Raw genomic sequence first — 24,048 nt, forward strand, 5'->3', positions numbered from 1 at the left:
GTTATTCCTCCTGTGCCCAGTCGCGGGAACGGTCGACGGCGTCGTCCCAGCGAGCGTACATCTTGTCTGCATCCTCGGCGTCCATCTCCGGCGAGAACTCCTCGTCGACCTGCCAGTTGTCCCGGAGTTCGTCGACGGTGTCCCAGTAGCCGACGGCGAGACCGGCCGCATAGGCCGACCCCAGCGCGGTGGTCTCGTCGACCTGCGGTCGAGCGATGTCGGTCTGGATGATGTCGGACTGGAGCTGACAGAGGAAGTTGTTCTTGACGGCACCACCGTCGACTCGTAGCGTCGTCATCTCGACACCGGAGTCTTCCTCCATCGCTTCCGCGAGGTCGCGGGTCTGGTACGCGATGGATTCGAGCGTCGCACGCACGATGTGTTCCTTTCGCGTGCCGCGAGTCATCCCGACGATGGTCCCGCGTGCGCGGCCGTCCCAGTGCGGGGCACCGAGACCCGTGAAGGCCGGCACCATGTAGACCCCGTCGGTTGAGTCAACCGAGCGGGCCAGTTCTGCGGTCTGGGCGGCGTTGTTGATGAGGTCGACGTCTTCGAGCCACTCGATGGCCGCGCCGGCGATGAAGATGGAGCCTTCGAGCGCGTACTGGACGGGCTCGCCGGACATCTGGAAGCCGACAGTCGTCAGCAGGCCGTTGTCCGAAGCGACCGCCTCGGAACCGGTGTTCATCAGGTAGAACGCGCCGGTGCCGTAGGTGTTCTTCGCGTCGCCCTTGTCGAAGCACGTCTGGCCGAACAGTGCGGCCTGCTGGTCACCCAGCGCGCCCGCAACGGGGACTTCCTCTTCGAGGAAGCCGTCCGCGTCGGTGTGCCCGTACAGACTCTCGTCGGAGGACGGACGGACTTCTGGAACCATGGACTTCGGAACGCCGAACTCTTCGAGAAGTTCATCGTCCCACTCCATGTCGTGGATGTTGTACAGCATCGTCCGCGATGCGTTCGAAACATCCGTGATGTGGTTGCCGGTGAGTTTGTAGATGAGCCACGCGTCGATGGTCCCCATCAGGAGTTCGCCGTCCTCGGCGCGGTCGCGGAGGTCGGCACCGCGTGAGCTCTGCATCTTGAGCGGTTCCGCGTTGTCGAGGATCCACTCGGTCTTGGTCGCCGAGAAGTAGGCGTCACATTCGAGGCCGGTCTTGCCCCGAATCCACTCGACCTTGTCCTCCTCCTGGATTTCCTCGACGCGGTCGGTGGTTCGGCGGTCCTGCCAGACCAGCGCGTTGTGGACCGGTTTGCCGGTCTCCTTGTCCCAGACGATCGTCGTCTCACGCTGGTTCGTGATGCCGAGCGCTTCGAGCTGTTCGGCACCGACGCCCGCGTCCGCCAGCCCTTTCGTCACGACTTCCTGCGTGTTCTCCCAGATTTCGACGGGGTCGTGCTCGACCCAGCCGGGCTCCGGATAGATCTGTTCGTGCTTCTCGTAGGCGTTCGCAACGACCTGGCCGCTGTGGTCGAATACCATGAAGCGGGTGCCGGTCGTTCCCTGGTCGATCGCGCCAACGTATGTGTCTGCCATTGTTGTGTTCTCCGTGGTGGAGGTAGCTTATTTATGAAAGCTACCACCTTGCCAGTAAACAACATAGTGAACCATTATAAAGATTACTAATGGTGATGTTTGGCGAGTAAAGAAAGGACGGGACGGCGTTACCGGCCTGAATTGTACCGCTCAAGCTGCTTTGTGACCTGTGTGTCGAGTCGGTCAAGTGCAGACGGGACTGAATCAGGCCCGTCCATACTGTCGACGGCATCTTCGATGATTGTTCGAACCGTATCGAACGGCCCGATCTGTGCGCCCCGCGTTGCGGTGGTATCGCGCGTCTCCATGAGCTGGTCGAACGCCGTTCTGTAGTGGGGGTTCCGCTCGAACCAGTCATCGGCCCGAAGCCGTGGAATCGTCTCTTCGTGGACCGGGAAATAGCCGGTTTCCTGGTGCCACCGTCGCTGCTGGGCCGGTTCGGTAAGCCAGGTGAGGAACTCCCCGACAGCGTCGTGTACGGCTTCGGAAACTGCATCGCCGACCCAGAGGGATGCGCCGCCGACGAGTACACCGGTCCGGTCGTCGAGCACGGGGAGCTGGCTGGTGCCGACATCGAAGTCGGCGCTGCGTTCGATACTGTTCAGCGACGACGTCGAGCCGATGAGCATCGCGGCGTTCTCTTCGGCAAAGTGGGTCCGAGCCGCCCCTCTGGCTTCGATTCCGGGGTCGTGGTACAGTCCGTCCGCTTCGAGGCTCTGCCACCACTCGAATAAGTCGTGGGCGAACTCCCCGTCGAGATAGCTTTCTGTCGGCGACCCGGACCGTCCGTTGTTCTCGTCTACGAGGAGCTGGTCAGCTTCGGCAAACCACTGTTCGACGAACCACGAGTAGTTCGCGAACGTGATACCAGTGTCAACGCCACCGCGGTCGACGAGCGTCTCAGCCGCGCTCCGAACGTCAGCGAGGGTTTCCGGCGGCGAACTGGGATCGAGCCCAGCCTGTCTAAACGCGTCCCGGTTATACGCCATCACCGGGTTCGACGCATTAAACGGCAGCGAGTGGAGCGTCCCGTCGAAACGGTAGTAGTTCGTCACCGGGTCGAGCAGCGCATCGATGTGGCCGCTCGGGAGCAGTTCTTCGACCGGGGTGAAATGACCACTGTCGCGCGCACGCGTGGTGCCAATCTCGAATATCTGTGCGATTGCCGGTGGGTTACCGTTTTCAGCGGCGTTCAGCGTCGCATCGAGGGTCCCGCGATAGCTCCCTTTCGACCGCAGCGTGAGACTGATCCCGTCGGCCTGTGATTCGAACTCGCGGACGAGGTCTTCCAGCAGTAACGCCTTCTCGCCGCCCATCGCGTGCCAGAATTCGACGACAGTTCCGTCCGTGCTCGCCGCCGCCGAACCTGTCGCCAGTTCGAAGGACTCCAGCGATGCCTCCAGCGATTCAGCTCGCTCGGTAAGCGTGGAAACTCGCGTCGAGACCTCCGCAAGTTCCGTTGTCTGGTCCGCTGCGGCGTCGGCGGCGACAGCCGCCTCTTCGGCTGTCCGGGCGCTGATGTCCTCGACATCGTCGACCATCGACACGACTTCTTGCGTGGAATCGGCCTGCGTGTCCGTCGCATCGTCAATTTCCTGGACGCTCGAATCGACCTCCTCGACCATCGAGACGACGGAATCCAGTTCATCAAGCGCGCTGGCGACTGACGAGCGGGTGTCCTCGACACTCTCCCGGGTATCGTACATCTCTGCAACTGTCGCGTCAGCCTGTTCGTGGACCTCCTGGATAGAGGCTGCAATCTCGTCAGTCGCTTCCTTCGTCTCCGTTGCGAGCGATTTGACCTCCTCAGCCACGACGGCGAACCCGTCGCCGGATTCCCCTGCTCGGGCCGCTTCGATGTTGGCGTTCAGTGCCAGCATGTTGGTCTGGTCCGCAACGTCGGTGATGAAGCCCACAATCTCCTCGATGTCAGACAGCAGGTCGTTCAGTTGTTCGACCTTGTCGACGGTCGATTCGGCGTTGTCGGTCAATCGGTCGAGCGTCGTCATCGCAGAGGACGCCGACTCTAGTGCGGATTCACCCCGGGCGCTGGCTTCGCTTGAGGTGTCTGCAACCTCGTTTGCGGCGCTCGCTATCTCCTCGATCGTCGCCGAGAGGTTCCGCATCTCGTCGGAGATCGACTGTATCTCGTCGCGCTGCTCGTCCGAACCGGCCGAAATCTCGCCGACAGCACCGCTCACGTCTCGGCTGGCGGACTTGACCGATCCGAGACGAGTGTCGACCTGTTCCGTTGCGGCGGTCACCTGTTCGCTGAACGATGCCATCCGGTCGACAGTATCAGTCCATTCCCGGAGCAGTTGCTCGTATGCCGCGTACAGCGGCTCAGCTGCCTCTGCTGGTGGCTGTCCGGGTTTTGCAGTCAGGTCGCCGTTAGCGTTCGCTTCGACAACAGACGTGAGACGGTCGACAGTGGTTTCGAGCGCTTGGCGGTCTGCCCGCTCCTGTTCGAGTTCCGCCGCCAGCTGCTCACACTGTGCTTTCAGTTCCGCCCGTGAGGGGTCGGCTCCCGGTTCCTGTTCCGGGGCATTTGCCGACGGCGGTTCGGCCTCCGACTTGTTCTCGTCCCGCTCCTCGGTGACACCGCCGTCGGTCCGTTCTTCGCCCGGAGGGTCGTCGCCTGAATCAAGTGGGTTCCATTTACTCATTGTCGCTCCCGTTGGCCGAACGGCCAACACACTCTCGGAAATAGTCCACTATCAAAATATATAATAGTTACTGTCGAACCGGTATGAGTGATAACTACTGTTTGAGAACGAAAGAATAGCTGATATACTGTATTTGAACTCATATACATTAACTATATCAATATAAGAGCCATATTTGTGAAAATATATCCAAGTAATTCACTCAAAGGACAGTGAGAATTACGTGCCAATAGTCAACAATTAACATCTGGAGTTTCCGGTATTCCTCATGATTACATAGAAAATTTACTACCCGAACACCAGCAACGGTAAAGTGAAGTGTATGCGCTCCAAACCCACGGAAAGATAGATGGGACCGACACCACACATCGCCGTCATCGGTGGCGGCTCGACTGGGGCAGGCATCGCGCGGGACCTCGCGATGCGCGGGCTCGACGTAACCCTCGTAGAACAGGGGAATCTAACCCACGGGACCACCGGTCGAATGCACGGGCTGCTCCATAGCGGCGGGCGATACGCCGTCTCGGACCAGGCCAGCGCGACCGAGTGTATCGAGGAAAACCGGGTGCTGCGTGATATCGCAAGCCACTGTGTCGAAATGACCGGTGGCCTGTTCGTTAAGCGACCTGAGGACTCCGAGGAGTACTTCCAGAAGAAGCTTAGTGGCTGTGAGGAATGCGGTATCCCCGCCGAGGTCGTCTCGGGCGAAGAAGCCCGAGCGATGGAGCCACACCTGGCGAAGGACATCGACAAGGCAATCAGCGTTCCCGACGGGGCTATTGACCCGTTCCGACTGGTGGTCGCGAACGCCGCGAGCGCACAGGAACACGGCGCACGCATCGAGACACACACCAAAGTCACCGACCTCATCGTCGAGAGCGGCGAGGTCGTCGGTATCGAGGTCGAACACGACTCCGGTCCCGGAAAGCGCGTCCACGGCACGGAGGGCGGAACCGAACAGATCCGTGCTGATTACGTCGTAAACGCAACTGGTGCCTGGGCCGGCCGCATCGGCGACATGGCCGGACTGGATATCGAAGTTCGCCCCTCCAAGGGTGTCATGACCATCATGAACATCCGTCAGGTCGATACCGTCATCAACCGCTGTCGACCGAAAGGCGACGCGGACATCGTCGTCCCCCACGAGACGACCGCGATCCTGGGCACGACCGACGAGGAGGTCGAGGACCCCGAGGACTACCCCGAGGAGCAGTGGGAGGTCGACATGATGATCGACACCCTCAAAGAGCTGATTCCGATGCTCGAAGAGGCACGGACCATCCGCTCGTTCTGGGGCGTCCGCCCGCTGTACGAACCGCCGGACGTCGGCAGCGACGACCCGACCGACATCACGCGGGACTTCTTCCTGCTCGACCACGACGAGCGCGACGACCTGCCCGGCATGACCAGCATCGTCGGCGGGAAGTTCACCACCTACCGGATGATGAGCGAACAGATAAGCGACCACGTCTGCGGGAAGTTCGGCATCGACGCCGACTGCCGGACCGCCGACGTGCCCCTGCCCGGCAGCGAGGACTTCTCGGTCCTGCGGGACTACATGGACGAGTTCGGCCTGCGCTCGCCCATCGGCCGCCGGAGCGTCGAGCGGCTCGGCTCCCGTGCCGACGAGGTACTCAAAACGGACGGCCCGAACCCGACCGTCTGCGAATGTGAAGGCGTCACCCGCGCCGAGATTCAGGACGCTATCGAGGGGTCCGGATCGGACCTCAACGCCGTCCGCATCCGCACCCGCGCGTCGATGGGGAACTGTCAGGGCGGCTTCTGCTCCCATCGGATGGCGAGCGAACTCCACTCGGAGTACGACGAGAGCGTCGTCCGCGAGGCCTGGGACGAACTGCTGCAGGAGCGCTGGAAGGGACAGCGACACGCCCTCTGGGGCGAGCAGCTCTCGCAGGCGGCGCTGAACTACGCACTACACGCAACCACACAGAACCGCGACCAGGACCCGGCGGACGGGGACCCGGTCGACTTCTCAGCGTTCGACACCGGCCGCAGTCAGGCGAGCGGCGTCGACAGCGCGGACGTGGCCGCCGATGGAGGGACAGATGGCTATTGAGTCAGAGGTACTCGTCATCGGCGGCGGCCTCGGCGGACTGACCAGCGCGCTGGCGGCCGCCCACGAGGGAGCCGACGTGCGACTGGTCTCTTACAAGCAGAGTACGCTCCGCCAGGCATCTGGCCTGGTTGACGTGCTCGGCTACACGCCAGACGGCGACGGCCCACTGACCAACCCGTACGAGGCGATACCGTCGCTACCGGAGAGCCACCCGTACCGGAAAGTCGGCGTCAAGACGGTCCGGGACGCGCTGTCGCTGTTTGACGACGCGGTCCCGACCTACGAAGGCGAACACACGGAGACGAACGCGCTCCTGCCGACCCACGGCGGGAGTATCAAGCCGACCGCCCGCTACCCGGCCGGAGCCAGCGCTGGCCTCGCCAGCGACACCCGCGACACGCTGCTGGTCGGCATCGAAGAGATGGTCGACTTCGACGCCCCCCACGTCGCTGCCCATCTCGACGCGACGGGCGTGCCATTCGATGTCCGTGGTGAAACAATCCGGTTCCCGGGCGACCTGCGCGCGGACGCGAAGGTCACGCGGTACGCCAAGCTGCTCGATACTAACAGCGAGGTGGCGGTTCGCGGGCGAATGGTCCCCGCTCGCGAGGCGCTGGCACAGCGCGTGAACCCGCTGCTGGAGGACGAAGAGCGGGTCGGCTTCCCGGCGATTCTCGGTGACGACAACCCCGGCGCGATCCGCGACGCAGTAGGCGACCACCTCGGCGTCGACGTGTTCGAAGTCCCAATGGGGCCGCCGTCGCTGCCCGGGCTCCGACTTGAGGACGCGCTATTCTCGGCGCTGGACGAGGCTGGAGCCAGCATCGAGACCGGAAACCCCGTCGTCGACTTTGAGGGCGAGGACCGCATCGAGAAGGTATTCATCGAGAAGAACGGTGCGAAGATTCCCAACAGCGCTGACCAGTACGTCCTCGCGACCGGCGGCTTCGTCGGTAAGGGCGTCGAGTCCGACCGCGACGGGGTGTATGAACCCATTTTCGATTGCCACGTCCCCCACGCCGAGGATCGGTACGACTGGTTCGAGGGCGAACTGTTCGGCGACCACGAGTTCGCCCGCTACGGTGTGGCGACCGACGACGACCTGCGTCCCCTTGACGCGAGTGAGCACAGCGAGTTCGAGAACCTGCGGGCCGCCGGCTCCGTGCTTGGCGGGTACGACTTTGCCGCCGAGAAGTCCGGTAGCGGAGTCTCGATTGCGACAGGCTACGCGGCGGGCCAGCGCGCCGCACAGGAGGCACGATGAGTGACGCTGAAACCCCACCAGAGACAGAGTTTGACCCGGTAGCACCGAATACAGGCGAGGAGTTCGAACCAGTTGATGTCTTCCCCGACAGCGACGACTTCGACCTCCGTCCCGGCGCGGACTCCTGTTATAAATGCTCGACCTGCGATACGAACTGCCCCGTCGCGGAGGTCGACGACGACTTCCCCGGCCCGAAGTTCCAGGGCCCCGAACAGTGGCGGCTCAAGCAGTCCGACGACGACCACGACATCGACGACTCGGTGATGGACTGCTCGAACTGCATGCGCTGTGACAACGCCTGTCCGTCTGGGGTCCCGCTCAGCCAGATGCACAACACCGCTCGCGGAGAGTACGTCAGCGAGCAGATGGACAAGCTCTCGGTCGAGTACATCCGCAACCGCATTCTGGCGAACTACCGCACCTCCGCGTTCTTCGCCAGCAAGGTCCCGCGGTTGGCCAACTTCGCCATGAACTTCGGACCGGCCCGCTGGGTCATGGAGAAGACGCTCGGCGTCACCAGCGAGCGCGACTTCCCCGAGTTCGCTCGGCAGACCTTCCGCGAGTGGTGGGCCGACCGCGGCGGCCAGGTCCAGTCCAGAGAGAACGCACGGGCCGCCCGGAAGCGACGTGGCCTCGCCGAGGACGCCGACAAGAAGGTCGCGTACTTCCACGGCTGTTACTCCAACTACAACACGCCGGAGGTCGGCAAGGCGATGGTCCGCGTCTACGAGGAGTTTGGCTACGAGGTCGTCGCGCCAGAACAGAAGTGCTCGGGGACGCCGATGTTCGCCAACGGGATGCTCGAAGACGCCCGCCGTCACGCCGAGACGAACGTCTCGTCGATGTCGGAACTCGTCGACGAAGGGTACCACGCCATCGCCTCCTGTACCTCGTGTTCGATGGCGCTGCGCCAGGAGTACCCCGAACTGTTCGACATCGACGGCATCGACAAGGTCGCCGAGAACACCTTCGAGGCCGTCGAGTACCTGCGCATCCACGAAGACCTCAAAGGTGAGGTGCAGGCGGCCGACGTGGACGGCGAACTCGCCGAGGAGTTCGCTTACCACGCTCCGTGTCACTCACGGAATCAGGGACTCGACCGCCAAGCCGTCGAACTGTTCCGCGACCTCGACGGCGCCGAAATCGAGGACGTGGGCGACTCCTGTTCTGGCATCTCGGGGACCTACGGCTGGAAAGAGGAAAAGTACGAGAAGTCGATGGAGATCGGCGAGGAGATGTTCGAGCACATGGAACACGCCGAAGGCGAAACCGGCATGACCGAGTGCCCGACCTGTGCGATGCAGATGGAACACGGGAGCGGCTACGAGATCCGGCATCCGCTCGAACTTCTCGAAGCCGCGCTGGTCGAGTAAGTACTTCTCCTACTCCTCGCCGCGGACGAACGTGACCGGGCACGGCGCGTTCAGCATGACTTCCTGTGCGGTGGAGCCGAAGACGGCCTTCCCGGTCGGTGAGCGCTTGCGGCCGCCGACGACGACAAGGTCCGAGCCAGTGGCTTCGGCGAGGTTGACGATCTGCTCGCCGTGGTTGCCCACGGCACCCCGGACCTGCGTCGACAGACCGCCGTCGTTGAACCGGGAGACGAGTTCCCGGACGGTTGTGTGGCGGTCGGCGACTTCGTCGGGGTCGGCTTCGCCGGTCGATTCGAATTCGAGCCTGTCGACGACGCCGTCGTACTGGTCGTCGGTGAATACGTGTGCAACGATGACCGTCGCGCCGGCCGGGCTCGCGATATCAAGTACGGCATCAGCGAGTTCGTCGATTCGGTCGGCGTCGTTCGGTCCAACTGCGAGAAGAACGGTTTCGAGTGCCATACCGGCTACTCCGGGGGCAGACGCCTAAATCCTTCGATGGGTACTACTTTCGTAGTAAGTCGTTCCGACTATGCCGCAGCCGGGACGCTCAGTGGCTTACCCGGTGTTTTTCATCCCGGCCGCGATGCCCTGGACGGTTAGCCGCAGGGTCCGGCGCTCGGTCTCGGTCCGGTGGGACTGCTTGAGCAGGCGGACCTGCAACAGGTTCAGCGGGTCGACGTACGGGTTCCGGCGCTCGAGGTTCTCCTTGAGCCAGTCCCGCGAAAGCAGGCCGTCCTGCCCGGTGATTTCGAGCACCTTTTCGACGGTGTCCTCGTACTCCTCGACGAGACGCGGGTAGATGCGCTCGCGGAGTTCGGGGTCGGCGAGGTCGGCGTACTCCTCGGCTATTCCGAGGTCGGTACGGGCGAGTGCCAGCGACGCGTTGTCGAGTTTCGTCCGGAAGAACGGCCAGTTCTCGTACATCTCCTGTAGCGTTTCCATATCGCCGCCGTTTTCGAGGTAGGCGTCCAGTCCGGTCGAGATGGAGTACCAGCCGGGGATGATACAGCGGGCCTGCGTCCAGGAGAACACCCACGGGATGGCCCGGAGGTCCTCGACGCTGCGGTCCTCGCTTCGGGAAGCCGGCCGCGAGCCCATGTTGAGGTTCTCGATGACGGTAATCGGCGTCGCCTGCTCGAAGAACTCGACGAAGCCGTCGGTCTCAAGCAGGTCCTGGTATTCCTCGCGGGCGGCGTCGGCCGCCGTCTCCATCGCGTCCTCCCACTCGTCGGGGATCTCCTCGACAGGCTCCTCGATAGCGTTTTGCCGCGCCCGAATCTGGGCGTTGAGCATCTGTTCGAGGTTTCGCTCGGCGATGTCGTGGTTGGCGTACTTCTCGGCGATGGCCTCGCCCTGCTCGGTAAACTTGATCTGGCCGGTCACCGTCTCGTTTGGCAGGGCCAGCATGGCGTCGTTCATCGGGCCGCCACCGCGGGAGATGGAGCCGCCGCGGCCGTGGAACAGGCGCATCTCCACGTCATAATCATCGGTAATGTCTGCCAGTCGCTTCTGATTGTTGTACAGCGACCAGTTGGCGGCGAGGAAGCCGTTCTCCTTGTTCGAGTCGGAGTAGCCCAGCATGATCTCCTGAATATTGTCCCGGGCCTCCAGTGCCTGAGAGTAGGCCTCGTTCTCGAACAGCGTGCCCATGATGCGGCGGGCGCCGGAGAGCGCGTACTCCGATTCCAGCAGCGGCACCACGTCGAACCCACAGTAGCCGGGCAGGTCGACGATATCGACTTGATCAGCGAGGAACAGCACTTCCAGGGCGTGGCTGGGCTCCTCACACCACGAAATAGCGTAGGTGTCGATAGCGTCGATACCGAACTCGTTTTGCCAGTCGGCGGTCGCGCGGAACCGGTCGAGGACTCGCGTCGCGTCCTCTGAGAGGCCCTCAGTGTCCTCCATATCGATAACAGTGTTATCCTGCAGGATGGCCTCGGTCAGGAACTCGACGCGCTCGTCCTCGTCCATCGCCGCGTAATCGATGCCTTGCCGGTCGACAGCCTCGGCGATGGCGTCGGTGTGCATCTTCCGGTGGTCGCGCAGGTCGAGGCTAGCGAGTGTGAAGCCGAACGTCTCGACTTTGCGGATCAGCGGGTCGACGTGGGCCTCGGCGATGACCTCGGCGTCGTTCTCCCGGAGGCTGTCAGCGATGACGCGGAGGTCGGTCAGCAGTTCCTCCTCGTTCTCGTAGCCGCCCTGACGAACGTCGCTGACCCGGATGACGGATTCGCGCATCAGCCGGAGCTTCTGGCGGTAGGGTTCGTCTGGATAGCGTTCCTCAGCCTCCGCGGCGATACCGGGGAGCCGAGACTTGTGACGGTCCAGCCGCTCGTTGAACAGCGCGTCGGTCGCGATGTTCGAGGCGTCTTGGCTGAGCACGCCGGAGAGTTCCTTGAGCTTATTGCGATACAGCGGCAGGACGGTCTCGCGCTGACGCTCTAGGGTCTCCTCGGTCACCTCGGTGGTGACAAACGGGTTGCCGTCACGGTCGGAGCCGGCCCACGAGCGGAACTCGTAGAGGGTGTCGATATCGATGTCTTCGTCGTACACGTCTTCGAGCGTGTGTTCGAGTTCGTCGTACACTTCGTCGATGACGTCGAACAGGACGTTCTCGAGATACCACTGGACGTTCAGCGCCTCGTCGGTGACCTCCGGCCGGCGGTCCCGGACCTGCGGGGTCTGCCAGAGGCTCGTCACTTCGGCGTCGAGATTCCGCTCGATACGCTTCTGTTCGCGTTCGGTGAGTCGCCGCTCGTCGAGTCGTTCGATGTCACGGGCCACTGACCGGAGTTTCGCCTTCACCGTCTTCCGGCGGGCCTCGGTCGGATGGGCCGTGAACGTCGGCTGAATGAGTACGTCTTCGAGGACCTGTTCGAACTCCGCCGGGTCCGCGCCGCGTTCGGCCAGGTCCCGGACGGCTTCCTCGACGCTGTCTGCCAGCACGCCTTCCTGACTACCTTCTCGAATTTCGCGGACCCGCTCGCGCTCCTCAGCGAGATTGATAAGTTCGAAATAGGTGGTAAACGCTCGGGCGACAATATCCTGCGTCTCCGGGTTCAGTCGGTTCAGTGCCCGGTGGACCTCGTCCCGCGTCTCGGCGTCCCCGCGTCGGTAGTCGATACACGAGTTCCGGATCGTTTCCACCGTTTCAAACGCCTCGGTCGAGGTCTGTGCCTCCAGCACTTCGCCCAGGAGCGCACCCAGCTCCCGTACGTCCTGGTTTATCTCTCTGGCGTGCAAAGTCATACCACTTCATCCAGAACCGAGCCCTAAAACACTATTGAAACGGTGTATCAGGGATAGACGTTCGTGAAGAACCCGTTTGCAGAAAATAGCTATTATTAATCGTGGGGTTCTTTACCGTATCACACGAATTACACACGAGACAGTGGACTGCCAATGATAGATATCGCTCTGGACATGGAGCAGTACGACTGCCCCTTCATCGACACGACGGCAGACCACGATGTCGCCTTTGCAGCGGTACACTGGGACTTCGACCAGCGTGCGCGGGAGTTGGAGACGCGGATGGTCGTTGAAGCCGAGGACGCGGGGATACTCGATATGGGGCTTGACAGCCTGCAGGCTCACCAGAACATGAACGACTGTGCCCTGTTGCGCCGCGAGGGCAACGCCGCCCACATCAGGACAACCATCGAGGAGACGGCGGCGATGCAGACCATCAGGGACAACGGTGGCTACATCACCGGGCCATTCCACATCGAGGCGGGCAGCGAGACCTGGCACGTCGGCTTCGACCGCGGCCGGGACGCCGACACGACGCTCTCAGAACTCGACCGCGACAACGAGTACGACGTGATCGAGCGCACGTCGACGACGCTCCCGCAGCTACAGGACCTTGTGCAGAACGCCGGCGCGGCGATGACACTTGTGGACGGCTGTCGTGACCTCTCTGACACCGAACGCGAGACGCTGGAAACCGCCGTCTCCGAGGGGTACTTCGAGTCCCCACGGGACGCCACGCTGGGGTCGCTGGCCGAAGACTTCGGCGTGTCCAAACCCGCCGTCTCGAAGAACCTCCGGCGCGGTGAGCGCAAGCTGATCCAGCGCGTCGTCGAAGCGTTGGACGAGATCGAGGACTGAGTCCGACGTGGATGGCGGCCCGGTCGCGTCTCCGCTTGGAGTGGTAACTGGGCGGAGCAGGTAACTGTCACATCCTCCTCAGCTGGCATCTGTGTAGGCTTTGACGCACTTTCAGCGGTGAGCGGCGGCGTCGGTAAGACGCGTACACCCCCACGAGATAGTACCGACAGTATCGGCCAATGTACGAACCGGTCAGTTCAGGCGAAAGACCGTCCGCACTGCGCTAGCGAGAGAGGGGGCCGCTCGCGGTGTATCAGAGACCCGTCAAATATCTGGTTGCTCGACATTCGATTCCCAGAACTGGTCGCGTAAGTACCGTTCGTCCATCGCCCTACGACCAGTCAGGCGTGCGACTCGGCCGATAGAAGCCCAGAGTAACTGCTGAACGATCTGTGGCGCAATGGTAATCCGTGTCCCGGCTTTGACGTACTCGGCCAGCAACAGTCCCTGAACGAAATCGGGTTCGCCGTATTCGTCATCAGCTCCGAGATATCCCTCGTGATCGAGTCCTGCAACCATGTACTGCGTGTCGATTGTCTTCTTCCACGGGACTTCCACCTGGAAGGCAACAAAATCGTCAGTATCGTTTCTAAAGTAGTGTGGGTCTCCCGGGTCGACCGTGAGTTCCTCTCCGGTAGCGAGGCGCTTGGGACAATCATCAACGACAACAGTCAGTTCACCTTCGACCGACTGAAACGTCTCTGTACTGCTCGTATGTACGTGCGCCGGCAGTGTCGTGGCCTCTGGACCAAGCCAGACAAGCATGGCGGGAGTGCGGTTCGCGCCTGATTCCGGGTACCGCAGTATTGTCGACCACATTCCCATGCCCGGACTTGATGCGAGTGCATGGGGGGACTCCGAAAACAGTTCCATAGCACGCCCTTCCGGGTCAATTTCGAGCGCCGGCCCCGTGGTCGGCGCTCCGGCGTCGTCAAGTGGTCGGCCTGTAATCTGAGAGGGCATAGCCTTATTTTTAATTTATCACACATATGGCTGGTGAAAAGAGTCGCTGTTCTGCTCCCTTCGCACGCGAGCGGACGCAGGTATTCTCGGTTACAATATTACAATATTTCACACGAGAACGCCGCTGCAGTACCCAGATCTGTAGCATTGTTCGGAGGACTGCGTGCCATCACCGTTGATCTCCACCGCGTTAATATGTTAACTCAGCACACTATGTGGCCGGCGAGTCTACGATTATCTGTTATGCAGAATACGGCTACACGGAGGCGCGTTCTCGGCGCGCTCGGTGCCGGTGTTGTCGGACTCAGCGGCTGTGTCAGTGACGACTCATCCATGACTGAACAGGACGATTCGGACGGCGGGACGACGGACAGCGGCACGAACGGCGAATCGGGCGGCAGTGGCTCGGCACAGACAGTTACCATCGGGGTCCTTCAGCCCCGGGCTGGGGACCTGAAATACTACGGCGACCAGGCGCTGTGGGGGTTCCTCTCCGGACTGGCGTACAAGGGCGGGACGGAGCCGCCGACAGACGCCGGGAGCGGCGAGATAACGGTCACCGCCGGGGACACGGAGTACCGGCTGCTGGTACGGGACACGGAGTTCTCGGCGGACACGGCCCAGACAGCGGCGACGAACCTCGTCGAGAACGAGAGTGTGGACCTGCTCGCGGGCTGTACGTCCTCGGCGGCGGCCAGCCGGGTCGTCACGACGGTCGTCAATCAGGCCCAGGTCCCCATCATGCTCGGCCCGGCGGCGTCGGCCGACATCACATCGAATTCGGATACCTGTAGCGACCTCGTCTACCGGGCCAGCGAGAACACCGCGATGGACGCCCGCTCGGGCGGGAAGTACGTCGCCAGAGAGACGGACGTGTCGAGCGTCTACCTGTTCGGCGCGGACTACAGCTTCGGCCGCGCAGTCGTCAACAACTACCGGGACGTGCTCGAAGCCGAGGGCGTCGACATCGTCGGTGAGCGCTTCGTCGAACAGGGCTACGCCGAGTGGGACGGCCTGCTAGACAACGCCGAGGAAGCCGGGGCCGAGGGTGTCGTCGGCGGGTTCACCGTCGCCACCCTCCCGGCGATGTTCAACGCCTTCCTCTCGGGTGAGTATTCCTATCGGGTGTTTGGCGGCTTCGCCACCCGAATCACCAACAGCGTCGTCGGCGGGACGATGCAAAGCGTACTCGGCGAACCGCTGACCGAGGAGAAGATACGGAATTCACGGCTGGGACCGTTCACGACCCGCTACCACTGGAACCAGTATGACAATCCGATCAACGACGCGTTCGTCGAGCGGTACACCACTGCTTACGGCGTTGTTCCGGACCTGTTCTCGGCGGGGACGTTCACGGGCGCGTCGGCGATTCACCAGGCCATCCAGGAGAGCGGATCGACCGAGGGTGCGGACATCGCCGATGCCCTGAAGGGGATGACCGTCACCGACACGCCGAAAGGCGAGAACGGCTACAGTTTCCAGTCGTACAACAACCAGGCGCGGTCGGCGATGACCGTCGCCAACCCGATTCCGACGACCGACGAGTGGGCCGACAACTGGGGCGCGGCCATCATGCCCGGCGAACCGCTGGCCCGCATCAGCGCCGACGAGACGACCATCCCGAAGGACAGCGACCAGATGGGCTGTTCACTGTAGGTATGCTCAGAACACAGGGACTGACAAGAGAGTTCGGGGGACTCACTGCCGTCGACAGCGTCGACTTCGAACTCGACACCGAACTCTGCTCGCTCATCGGCCCGAACGGGGCCGGCAAGACGACGTTCTTCAATCTGCTGACCGGGACCCTCTCGCCCACCGAGGGGACGGTCGAACTCCGACGTGACGGACAGTGGGAGGATATCACCGACGCGTCGCCCCACGAGACGGCCAGCAAGGGTCTCCACCGCTCCTATCAGGTGACGAACGTCTTCCCCAACAGCACGGTCTTGGAGAACGTCCGGGTCGCTGAACAGGCCCACAGTGACGCCGCCACGACGTTCTGGCGAAACGTCGACCACTACGACGAGTTCACCGAGCGTGCCCACGAGCTGCTTGACCGGGTCGGGCTCGCCCATCGGGCCGAGGACCTCGCAAGCACGCTGAGCCACGGCGCAAAGCGCAAGCTCGAAGTCGCCATCGCGCTGGCCGGCGACCCCGCCGTACTCCTGCTCGACGAGCCAAACGCCGGCGTCTCTTCGGAGAGTGTCGACGAAATCCGGGACCTCATCGAAGCGGTGGCGGAGGACTACCCGGTCCTGCTGGTCGAGCACAACATGGACATCGTGATGGGCGTCTCCGACCGCGTTGTCGTCCTGCACCAGGGGGCGGTCATCGCAGACGGGCCACCAGCAGAGGTGCGGGCTAACCCCGACGTACAGTCGGCGTACCTCGGCGGCTACGAGCCGGGCAGTCTGGACGACGGCACGACGACCGGGTCCGATACGGACGCGGGGGAGGGGACGGCGTGAGCCTGCTCGAACTGAACGGCGTCCACACCTACTACGGCGACAGCCACATCCTCGAAGGCGTCGACCTCTCCGTCGAGGCGGGGGAAGTGGTCGCGCTCGCCGGCCGCAACGGCGTGGGCAAGACCACCACACTCCGGACGATTCTGCAACTGACCCCGCCCCGCGAGGGGTCGATTACCTTCCGCGACGAGTCGCTGGTCGGCCTGGAGACACACGAAGTCGCCGAGCGCGGACTGGGATGGATTCCGGAGGACCGTCGGATGTTCAGCCAGCTCACGGTCGAGGAAAACCTCCGGGCGGCGATTCCTGACCCCGACGACGTGGGTGACGGCCTCCGGCTGGCCTTCGAGTCGTTCCCTATCCTCGAAGAGCGGCGGGGTCAGGACGCCGGCACCCTGTCGGGCGGGCAACAGCAGATGCTCGCCATCGCCCGCGGGCTGGTCGGCGACAACGACCTCCTGCTGGTCGACGAGCCGAGCGAGGGGCTGGCCCCCCAAATCGTCGCCGACGTGGCCGAGGCGCTGTCGAACGCGAGCGAGGACGTGACGATGCTGCTGGTCGAACAGAACCTCCCCTTAGCGCTTGACCTGGCCGACCGGTTCTACATCCTCGACAAAGGCCGTGTCGTCGATGACGGCGAGACGGCAGCGGTGACGGCCGACGACGAACGGTTCAGGAGGTATCTGTCGGCATGATCGTCGAAGCCCTCGCGGAGTTTCTGACGCTCGGCGAACTCGGCGGCGTCATCGTCAATGGCCTCGCCAAGTCGGCGCTGTACGTCATGATAGCAAGCGGCCTCACACTCATCTTCGGCCTCATGGGCGTGCTGAACTTCGCGCACGGGTCGCTGACGATGGTCGGCGCATATCTCGGCGGCCTCCTGATGGTCGTCACGGTCACCGGCGGGACAGCGCCGCTGACCCGCCTCGGTCTGTTCTTCGTCGCCATCGTCGTCGTGTTCGCGCTGTTGACGGTGCTTGGCGGGGCCATCGAGACGACTATCATCCGGCCGCTGTACGACCGGCCGCCGATATACCAGATCCTGCTGACGTTCGGCTTGACACTCGTCATTGAGGAGCTCGTCCGTATCGTGCTGGGTGTCTATGACCTCCAGCCGCTGTCGGACTGGCAGGCCGCCCTAGCGACCAAGCCGCAGTTCCTCCGGGAACCGGTCGCCCTCGGTCCCGTCAGCGCCGGCTGGATGTCGCTGTTCCAGATACTCCTCGGAATGATCACGGTGGTCGGCATCTGGGCGTTCCTTACGAAGACCCGGTACGGCCTGTACATCCGGGCCGGGAGCGAAGACGCGGAGATGGCGTCGGCGCTCGGCATCGACGTGCGCCAGGTGTTCACCGTCGTCTTTGCGCTCGGTATCGGGCTGGCCGGCGTGGCCGGCACGCTCCTGATGTGGGACCCGACGTGGGGCGCGAGCGTCCCGCTCGCGGCCGAGACGCTGTTGCCGGCGTTCATCGTCGTCATCGTCGGCGGCCTCGGGACGTTCCGGGGCACCGTCGCCGCCGCCCTCGTGGTGGGGATGGCCGACGCGGTGACGACCTGGTGGTTCCAGAACGCCATCCAGTTCACCGGCCTGCCGGAACTCGTGCTGTTTCTGGTCCTCGTGGTGACGCTTATCGTCCGCCCGCAGGGCCTGTTCGGCGTCGAGGAGGTGGGGGGCCATTAGCACCGAAACCGAGGCCGACGCCGAGGCGTCGTCCGAGCCACCGGCGACGACTGTGGAAACGGAATGGCCCCGCGACTACGTGCGAGACCACACTGCTCACATCCTCGTCATTGCCCTGCTGGCGCTGTACCCGCCGGTGTATCACACGCTGTTGAACTCACCGGTCAGCGCCGAGACGCAGATGCTCCTGCCGACGGTGGAGACGATGGTCGGCGTGTTGTACTTCGGTCTCTTTGCCATTTCGTTTGACTTCATCAGCGGCTACACCGGCTACCTGTCGTTCGGCCACGCGGTGTTCTACGGCACCGGCGCGTACGCGGTCATCCTCATCGCCAACGGGAAGATGCCGCTGCTTGGTCCCGGGACGCCGTTCATGCTGTCGTTGCTGGTCGGCGGTCTCATCGCCATTGTGCTGGCGATACTTGTCGGCCTCGTTTCGTTCCGGCTCTCGGGCGTCTACTTCGCGATGATCACGCTCGGCTTCGCGCAGGTGTTCTACGTGTTTGTCCGCGGCTGGGACTATGTGGCGACCAACCCCCGGGATGGCCCCGCGGTCGGGCCAAGCCACGCCGAGGGGTTCCAGATCGGGATTCCCGGCATCGACCAGCTCTCGCTGTCTATCGGCGTCCTCACCGGTGACGAGATCGCCCTCCTTGGGTCGACGCTGTCCGGGACAGAAGTGTCCTACTACATGATCGGCCTCGTCGTCCTGGCCTGCTACTTCGCGATGCAGCGTATCATCCACTCTCCCTTCGGCCGCGTGATGATCGCCATCCGAGAAAACGAGGAGCGCGCTATCGCCATCGGCTACAACACGTATCTGTACAAGCTCGGAGCCTTCGCCATCAGCGGGTTCTTCGCCGCTGTCGCTGGCGGCTTGTTCGCCGGCTTCAAGCGCTCGGCCAGCCCGGAGAACTCATTTTACTTCCTGGTGACCGGCGACGCGCTGCTGGCGAGTATCATCGGCGGCTTTGGCACGCTCGCCGGGTCGCTGTATGGCCACCTGTTCGACGAAACGGTGAGAGAGTTCCTCTCGAAGGCCGGGCAGGGCGGCGGCCTGTTGCCCTATCTCCGCGCGCTGCTGGGCCAGGAGACGCTGGATGCCACGCTGCTCGGCGAGACGACCATCGGCGGTCTCATCGACCTGCTGTTGAACGGCCACGCGAGCCTCTACGTCGGCCTCGTGTTCGTGCTGTTCGTCCTCTACGTCCCCGACGGCCTGCTCGGGACGCTCCGGACGCGTCTCGGCGGGACGTTCGCCGAGGCGTTGCCTGCAAAGCTCTGGGGTGATTCGGAATGACGAAACCCGTAAAAACGACCACTGAGCCGCCAGACCGTACGACGACTTGGGCGTGGGCCGGCCCCGCACCGCCTAGCTATCTCACAGAGACGTATCGCCAGCGGGACGACACGCCCCGCAACCGACCGAAGACGGAGCCAGTAGATCAATGAGTACGGAACCGGACCACTTGAAGGATATCCAACCAGAACGAGTCAGTATGCAATACGCGACCAACGACGGCGTCGATATCGCCTACGAACGCGAGGGGCCGCCCGACGCCGAAACCGTCGTCTTCGTCGAGGGTATCGGCTACGGCCGCTGGATGTGGCTGTGGCAACAGGAGGCGCTCGTCGAGGCGTACGAGACCATCGTGTGGGACAACCGCGGCACCGGGGACTCCGACGAACCCGAGGGGCCGTACACGATGAGTCAGATGGCGGGAGACCTAGAGGCCGTCCTCGACGACGCCGGCGTCGAGCAGGCCCACATCGTCGGGGCCAGTATGGGCGGGATGATCGCCCAGCAGTACGCGCTGGAGTACGACCGCGCCGAGTCACTGACGCTCATGTGTACCTCGCCGGGCGGTCCCGACGCCGAGCCGGTCCCCAAGGAGACACAGCGGCGGATGTTCGATGTGCCTGAGGACCTCGACAAACGGGAACTCCGGCGGTACAAGATGCAGCCCGCGCTCTCGGAGTCGTTCATGGATACCCACGAGGACCTCATCGAACGCATCATCGACTGGCGCATCGACAGCGACGCCAGCGACCGGGCGCTGGAATGGCAAGGTGCGGCGGTCCAGGCGTTTGACGCGTCGGACCGCCTCAGCGAGATCACAGTTCCGGCCCTCGTCATCCACGGGACCGCCGACGAAGTGGTTCCTTACGAGAACGGGGAACTGCTGGCCCGCGGGCTACCACACGCCGACTTCGTCACCGTCCACGGCGGCCCGCATCTGCTGTTCATCGAGGAGTACGAGCGCGTCAACACACAGATCCGGGAGTTCATCGACGATGTCTGAGAGCGCTCCACAGGAGTGGGTCGGTGCCTGGAGCGAGCGTCGGGCCGCACTCACGCCGGACCGCGAGGGACTGGTCGACGCGACGACCGGCGAGCGGTTCACCTACGCCGAACTGGACCGGCGAGCGAACCGGGCCGCTCGCTTTCTCCGGCGGTACGGCGTCGGCGACGACGATACCGTCGCCGTCGTCTCGCGGAACCGCTCCGCCGTCGTCGACCTGTTCTTCGCCACCGGCAAGACCGGGAGCCGGCTGGCACCGCTGTCCCACCGGCTCGCGCCCCCCGAACTCGCCGAACTCCTTGACCGCGTTGACCCGGCAATCATCGTTTTCGAGGCTCCTTTCGCCGAGACTGTCTCGACGGCGCTGGAGAAAGCAAACACGGCGGCCCCCAAACTCATCCATCTCGAAACCGCCACCGACGGCGCGTCCTCAGCCGCCACGCTCGACAGTACGCCCTACGCTTCGGCCCTCCCCGAGGACGACACGCCCGTCGAGACGGCGACGCCGGCCCCCGGCGACACGCACCTCCTCCTGCACACCGGCGGGTCGACTGGGACGCCAAAGGAGACGGAGATCACCCACCGCGGCATCGTCTGGAACTCCCTGAACACGATCACGGCCTGGGGACTGCGTGAGGACGACGTGACGCCGATGGTGTTCCCGATGTTCCACACCGGCGGCTGGAACGTCCTCACCGTCCCGCTGTGGCACATCGGTGGGACAGTCGTCATTGCCCGCGAGTTCGACCCCGGCGACGTACTGGAGATCATCGACGCGGAGGGCGGGACGGTGCTGGTCGCCGTCCCCGCTGTGCTACGAATGATGACAGACCACGACGGCTGGGAAGCGACGGACCTCTCGACGCTCCGCTTCGCCAAGTCCGGCGGCGGCCCCTGCCGCAGGAGCGTGATGGAGACGTGGTGGGACCGCGGTGTCGACCTCTCGCAGGGGTACGGCCTCACTGAATGCGGCCCGAACAACTTCGCGATGCCCGAGGGCTGGCCCCGCGAGAAGGCCGATTCCGTCGGCAAGCCGGCGATGCACGTCGACGCCAGGGTGGTCGCGCCTGACGATGCGGGCGATGGCGACAATCATACCAACCAACGAGAGCCAGTCGACCCCGGCACCGTCGGCGAACTCCAGTTGCGCTCGCCCCACGCCGCGACGGGCTACCTCGACAACCCCGATGCCACCGCCGAGACGTTCGGCGACGGCTGGGTGTCGACCGGCGACCTCGCCCGTGTCGACGCGGACGGCTACTACTACATCGAAGGTCGCACCAAGCATATGTTCGTCAGCGGCGGCGAGAACGTCTATCCCGCAGAAGTCGAGGACGCTATCGCCGACCATCCATCAGTCGGTGAAGTCGTCGTGATTCCGGTCTCCGACGACAGGTGGGGACAGGTCGGGAAGGCCGTTATCGAACCTGCGGCCGATAGCAGGACGGGCGGGGCCGACGACCGGCCGCTGACGCTCGATGGCCTCCGGGCGTTCCTTGACGACCGACTAGCCCGATACAAACACCCCCGCGAGATTGCGTTCATCGAGGCAATGCCGACCAGCGGTCCGGACAAGATCGACCGAGGTGCAATCTCGGATCGATTCGGGACATAATCCAGCAATGCAGGTGTATCTTCAAGAGGGGGGATGCAGTTCTATTTACACAAGATGCCTGACACATATGCGACCGCAGATTCGATGCACGTATTGCAGGTAGACGACACGCCGCTACTCGACGAGCCTGTCGATTTTCCGGAGAGTCGACGTCCGGACTCGCTTACGCTGACTACGACCGACCGGGCAGACAGTGCGCTCGAACGTCTCGAAGGCACTGCTATCGATGGCATCGTCGTCGCGGACGACCTCCCAGACCGGTCCGGCTGTGCGTTCGCTGACGCGGTCCGCGAGCGGGACAGCAGTGTCCCGGTGCTGTTGCTGACCGAGTCTGAACCCGTCGCCAGCGACGTACTCTCGAACGGCGTCACCGACGTTTTCAGCAGAGACACAGCTGCTGTGCGTCGTGACCTCCTCGCCAATCGGATTCGGCTGCTGGCTGAACATCACCAGTCGACGGAACTCGCCAGCCGGACCAGACAGCAACTCACAGAGCTGGCAGAACAGTCGTCGGAACTGCTATGGGTGTTTTCCGGGGACTGGACCGAGATACAGTTCGTCAATTCGGCATACGAAACCATCTACGGCCGCTCCGTCGAGTCCTTGCAGGCCAATCCCGCGGAGTTCATGACGGCGGTTCATCCCGCAGATCAGGACAGTGTTATGCAGGCGATGCAGCGCGTCTCAGCCGGCGAATCCGCCGACCTCGAATTCCGCATCACCCGGCCGGATGGCGAACAGCGCTGGGTACGGGCCACGGCCCAACCCATTGTCGAGGATGGCACGGTCGCCAGAATCGTCGGCGCGTCGCGTGACATCACCGAGCGGAAGCGACGCGAGTCCGAACGCGCCGCGGAACTGGATAGCCCCGATGCACCGGTCGATGCAGTGCCGGATCTGTTCTATGCACTCGACGAGAACGGTGATCTCGTCCGCTGGAATGACGCACTGGCGGCGGCCACTGGAGACGGGGACGCTGACCTCACGTCGATGGCGCTGGCAGAGCTCTTCGCCCCATCCGATCGTGAGGTCGTTCGACAATGTATCGAGACGGCTCTTGCCACCGGTGAGACATCGTTCGAAGCAGACCTGCTGACTGCCGACGGAACAGCAGTCCCGTACGAATTCACCGGTGGCCGAATAACAGCTGCTGACGGCTCGGCGGTCGGCGTGGCCGGTATCGGACGGACTACCGCTCCCCGCGAAAGCAGGCAACAGGCTCTTGAACGGCAAAACGAGCGCCTCGACGAGTTTGCCAGCGTCGTCAGCCACGACCTCCGGAACCCGCTTGACGTTGCCCGGGGCCAGCTAGAGCTCGCACAGGTGGCACACGACAGCGAGCACCTCGACGCGGTCGAGCGAGCCCACGACCGCATCGGACAGCTCATCGAGGACCTCCTGACACTGGCCCGGAACGGCGAGGCCGCACTCGACAGCGAGCCGGTGCCGCTCCAGACAGTCGTCGAGCAGTGCTGGCAAACCGTCGAGACCGACGACGCAACGCTGGAGCTACGGACCTCGGCTGTGGTCCGCGCGGACCCCGGCCGGCTCCGGCAACTGTTCGAGAACCTGCTCCGTAACAGCGTGGAACATGGACAGACGCCACCTGCCCAGAGACAGGGTGACGCCGCCGGGCAGTGTGCGACGGCCTCGGTATCACAGTCGGAGGGAGCAGCCGCCAGCCTGACGATAACTATCGGCGAACTGGACGGCGGGTTCTACGTCGCGGACGACGGCGTCGGAATTCCGGCCGACGAGCGCGACACTGTGTTCGAGGGCGGCTACTCACTGGCTTCGGGTCCCGGGTTCGGCCTCCAAATCGTCGAGGAAATCGTCAAGACCCACGGTTGGTCGATAACAGCTGCAGAAAGCGACGCCGGCGGCGCTCGCTTCGAGATCACCGGCGTCGAGTTCGAGACGGCGTAACTGTGCCGCCGTACGTCCTGTCTGGTGACACCGCGTCACCCGGTGCCGCCCCAGTCAACACCAAC

The 24,048-nt window shown here is 63.5% G+C and carries 17 protein-coding genes; 12 read left to right on the top strand and 5 right to left on the bottom strand.

Annotated features, from left to right (window positions below; all coding sequences use genetic code 11):
* Position 1: 1 nt before the first annotated feature.
* Positions 2–1,534, bottom strand: a complete 1,533-nt coding sequence (gene glpK, locus AMS69_RS09915; RefSeq protein ID WP_053967931.1) for a glycerol kinase GlpK — start codon at positions 1,532–1,534, stop codon at positions 2–4.
* Positions 1,535–1,662: 128 nt separating this feature from the next.
* A complete protein-coding gene (locus tag AMS69_RS09920) occupies positions 1,663–4,200 on the bottom strand; it encodes a methyl-accepting chemotaxis protein (RefSeq protein ID WP_053967932.1) in 2,538 nt (845 codons plus the stop codon).
* A gap of 349 nt (positions 4,201–4,549) precedes the next feature.
* On the opposite strand from AMS69_RS09920, the gene glpA reads away from it, so the two are divergent.
* The 3 genes from glpA to AMS69_RS09935 are packed head-to-tail and all read left to right on the top strand — an operon-like array spanning position 4,550 to position 8,914.
* The gene (glpA, locus tag AMS69_RS09925) at positions 4,550–6,277 is read left to right on the top strand and encodes an anaerobic glycerol-3-phosphate dehydrogenase subunit GlpA (RefSeq protein WP_053967933.1); all 1,728 of its coding nucleotides are present in this window, start codon (positions 4,550–4,552) and stop codon (positions 6,275–6,277) included.
* Positions 6,267–7,541 carry a glycerol-3-phosphate dehydrogenase subunit GlpB gene (gene glpB, locus AMS69_RS09930; RefSeq protein WP_053967934.1) on the top strand — a complete coding sequence of 425 codons (1,275 nt, stop codon included), beginning with the start codon at positions 6,267–6,269 and terminating at the stop codon, positions 7,539–7,541. Before glpA ends, glpB begins: the two co-directional genes overlap by 11 nt.
* The gene (locus AMS69_RS09935) at positions 7,538–8,914 is read left to right on the top strand and encodes an anaerobic glycerol-3-phosphate dehydrogenase subunit C (protein WP_053967935.1); all 1,377 of its coding nucleotides are present in this window, start codon (positions 7,538–7,540) and stop codon (positions 8,912–8,914) included. Before glpB ends, AMS69_RS09935 begins: the two co-directional genes overlap by 4 nt.
* Before the next feature lie 9 nt (positions 8,915–8,923).
* On the opposite strand, the gene AMS69_RS09940 is transcribed toward AMS69_RS09935, so the two are convergent.
* Positions 8,924–9,376, bottom strand: a complete 453-nt coding sequence (locus tag AMS69_RS09940; RefSeq protein ID WP_053967936.1) for a universal stress protein — start codon at positions 9,374–9,376, stop codon at positions 8,924–8,926.
* 96 nt (positions 9,377–9,472) lie between these two features.
* Entirely contained in the window at positions 9,473–12,169 is a 2,697-nt protein-coding gene (gene ppc, locus AMS69_RS09945; protein ID WP_053967937.1) for a phosphoenolpyruvate carboxylase, read from the bottom strand.
* Positions 12,170–12,322: 153 nt separating this feature from the next.
* Here ppc and AMS69_RS09950 point away from each other — a divergent pair, with 153 nt between their 5' ends.
* On the top strand, positions 12,323–13,027 hold the full coding sequence (locus AMS69_RS09950; protein ID WP_053967938.1) for a helix-turn-helix domain-containing protein: 705 nt from the start codon (positions 12,323–12,325) through the stop codon (positions 13,025–13,027).
* A 264-nt stretch (positions 13,028–13,291) separates the two neighbouring features.
* Here the strand turns inward: AMS69_RS09950 and AMS69_RS09955 are convergent, their stop codons facing one another.
* The gene (locus AMS69_RS09955; RefSeq protein ID WP_053967939.1) at positions 13,292–13,990 is read right to left on the bottom strand and encodes a cupin domain-containing protein; all 699 of its coding nucleotides are present in this window, start codon (positions 13,988–13,990) and stop codon (positions 13,292–13,294) included.
* A 243-nt stretch (positions 13,991–14,233) separates the two neighbouring features.
* Between AMS69_RS09955 and AMS69_RS09960 the strand changes: the two genes are divergently transcribed.
* From AMS69_RS09960 to AMS69_RS09995, 8 genes are all read left to right on the top strand, one after another.
* Positions 14,234–15,646, top strand: a complete 1,413-nt coding sequence (locus tag AMS69_RS09960; protein ID WP_053967940.1) for an ABC transporter substrate-binding protein — start codon at positions 14,234–14,236, stop codon at positions 15,644–15,646.
* 2 nt (positions 15,647–15,648) lie between these two features.
* Positions 15,649–16,458: an ABC transporter ATP-binding protein gene (locus tag AMS69_RS09965; RefSeq protein WP_053967941.1), complete on the top strand. Its 810-nt coding sequence runs from the start codon at positions 15,649–15,651 to the stop codon at positions 16,456–16,458.
* The gene (locus AMS69_RS09970; protein WP_053967942.1) at positions 16,455–17,153 is read left to right on the top strand and encodes an ABC transporter ATP-binding protein; all 699 of its coding nucleotides are present in this window, start codon (positions 16,455–16,457) and stop codon (positions 17,151–17,153) included. Before AMS69_RS09965 ends, AMS69_RS09970 begins: the two co-directional genes overlap by 4 nt.
* On the top strand, positions 17,150–18,139 hold the full coding sequence (locus tag AMS69_RS09975; RefSeq protein ID WP_053967943.1) for a branched-chain amino acid ABC transporter permease: 990 nt from the start codon (positions 17,150–17,152) through the stop codon (positions 18,137–18,139). Before AMS69_RS09970 ends, AMS69_RS09975 begins: the two co-directional genes overlap by 4 nt.
* Before the next feature lie 136 nt (positions 18,140–18,275).
* Positions 18,276–19,439 carry a branched-chain amino acid ABC transporter permease gene (locus AMS69_RS09980; RefSeq protein WP_080508831.1) on the top strand — a complete coding sequence of 388 codons (1,164 nt, stop codon included), beginning with the start codon at positions 18,276–18,278 and terminating at the stop codon, positions 19,437–19,439.
* Between the two features lie 148 nt (positions 19,440–19,587).
* Entirely contained in the window at positions 19,588–20,442 is an 855-nt protein-coding gene (locus AMS69_RS09985; RefSeq protein WP_080508822.1) for an alpha/beta fold hydrolase, read from the top strand.
* The gene (locus AMS69_RS09990; RefSeq protein ID WP_053967945.1) at positions 20,435–22,057 is read left to right on the top strand and encodes an AMP-binding protein; all 1,623 of its coding nucleotides are present in this window, start codon (positions 20,435–20,437) and stop codon (positions 22,055–22,057) included. Before AMS69_RS09985 ends, AMS69_RS09990 begins: the two co-directional genes overlap by 8 nt.
* Positions 22,058–22,111: 54 nt before the next feature.
* The gene (locus AMS69_RS09995; RefSeq protein WP_053968345.1) at positions 22,112–23,983 is read left to right on the top strand and encodes a PAS domain S-box protein; all 1,872 of its coding nucleotides are present in this window, start codon (positions 22,112–22,114) and stop codon (positions 23,981–23,983) included.
* Positions 23,984–24,048 lie beyond the last annotated feature (65 nt).

Origin of the sequence: Haloarcula rubripromontorii (assembly GCF_001280425.1) — an archaeon.
Classification (GTDB): domain Archaea; phylum Halobacteriota; class Halobacteria; order Halobacteriales; family Haloarculaceae; genus Haloarcula; species Haloarcula rubripromontorii.

Bases quoted from the DNA above. Each gene is read 5' to 3' on its own strand.
- AMS69_RS09960 (WP_053967940.1), top strand. From the start codon at position 14,234: ATGCAGAATACGGCTACACGGAGGCGCGTTCTCGGCGCGCTCGGTGCC.
- AMS69_RS09965 (WP_053967941.1), top strand. From the start codon at position 15,649: ATGCTCAGAACACAGGGACTGACAAGAGAGTTCGGGGGACTCACTGCC.
- AMS69_RS09955 (WP_053967939.1), bottom strand. From the start codon at position 13,990: ATGCCCTCTCAGATTACAGGCCGACCACTTGACGACGCCGGAGCGCCG.
- AMS69_RS09950 (WP_053967938.1), top strand. From the start codon at position 12,323: ATGATAGATATCGCTCTGGACATGGAGCAGTACGACTGCCCCTTCATC.
- glpA (WP_053967933.1), top strand. From the start codon at position 4,550: ATGGGACCGACACCACACATCGCCGTCATCGGTGGCGGCTCGACTGGG.
- glpB (WP_053967934.1), top strand. From the start codon at position 6,267: ATGGCTATTGAGTCAGAGGTACTCGTCATCGGCGGCGGCCTCGGCGGA.
- AMS69_RS09940 (WP_053967936.1), bottom strand. From the start codon at position 9,376: ATGGCACTCGAAACCGTTCTTCTCGCAGTTGGACCGAACGACGCCGAC.
- AMS69_RS09975 (WP_053967943.1), top strand. From the start codon at position 17,150: ATGATCGTCGAAGCCCTCGCGGAGTTTCTGACGCTCGGCGAACTCGGC.
- AMS69_RS09935 (WP_053967935.1), top strand. From the start codon at position 7,538: ATGAGTGACGCTGAAACCCCACCAGAGACAGAGTTTGACCCGGTAGCA.
- AMS69_RS09985 (WP_080508822.1), top strand. From the start codon at position 19,588: ATGAGTACGGAACCGGACCACTTGAAGGATATCCAACCAGAACGAGTC.
- AMS69_RS09920 (WP_053967932.1), bottom strand. From the start codon at position 4,200: ATGAGTAAATGGAACCCACTTGATTCAGGCGACGACCCTCCGGGCGAA.
- AMS69_RS09995 (WP_053968345.1), top strand. From the start codon at position 22,112: ATGCCTGACACATATGCGACCGCAGATTCGATGCACGTATTGCAGGTA.
- AMS69_RS09990 (WP_053967945.1), top strand. From the start codon at position 20,435: ATGTCTGAGAGCGCTCCACAGGAGTGGGTCGGTGCCTGGAGCGAGCGT.
- glpK (WP_053967931.1), bottom strand. From the start codon at position 1,534: ATGGCAGACACATACGTTGGCGCGATCGACCAGGGAACGACCGGCACC.
- ppc (WP_053967937.1), bottom strand. From the start codon at position 12,169: ATGACTTTGCACGCCAGAGAGATAAACCAGGACGTACGGGAGCTGGGT.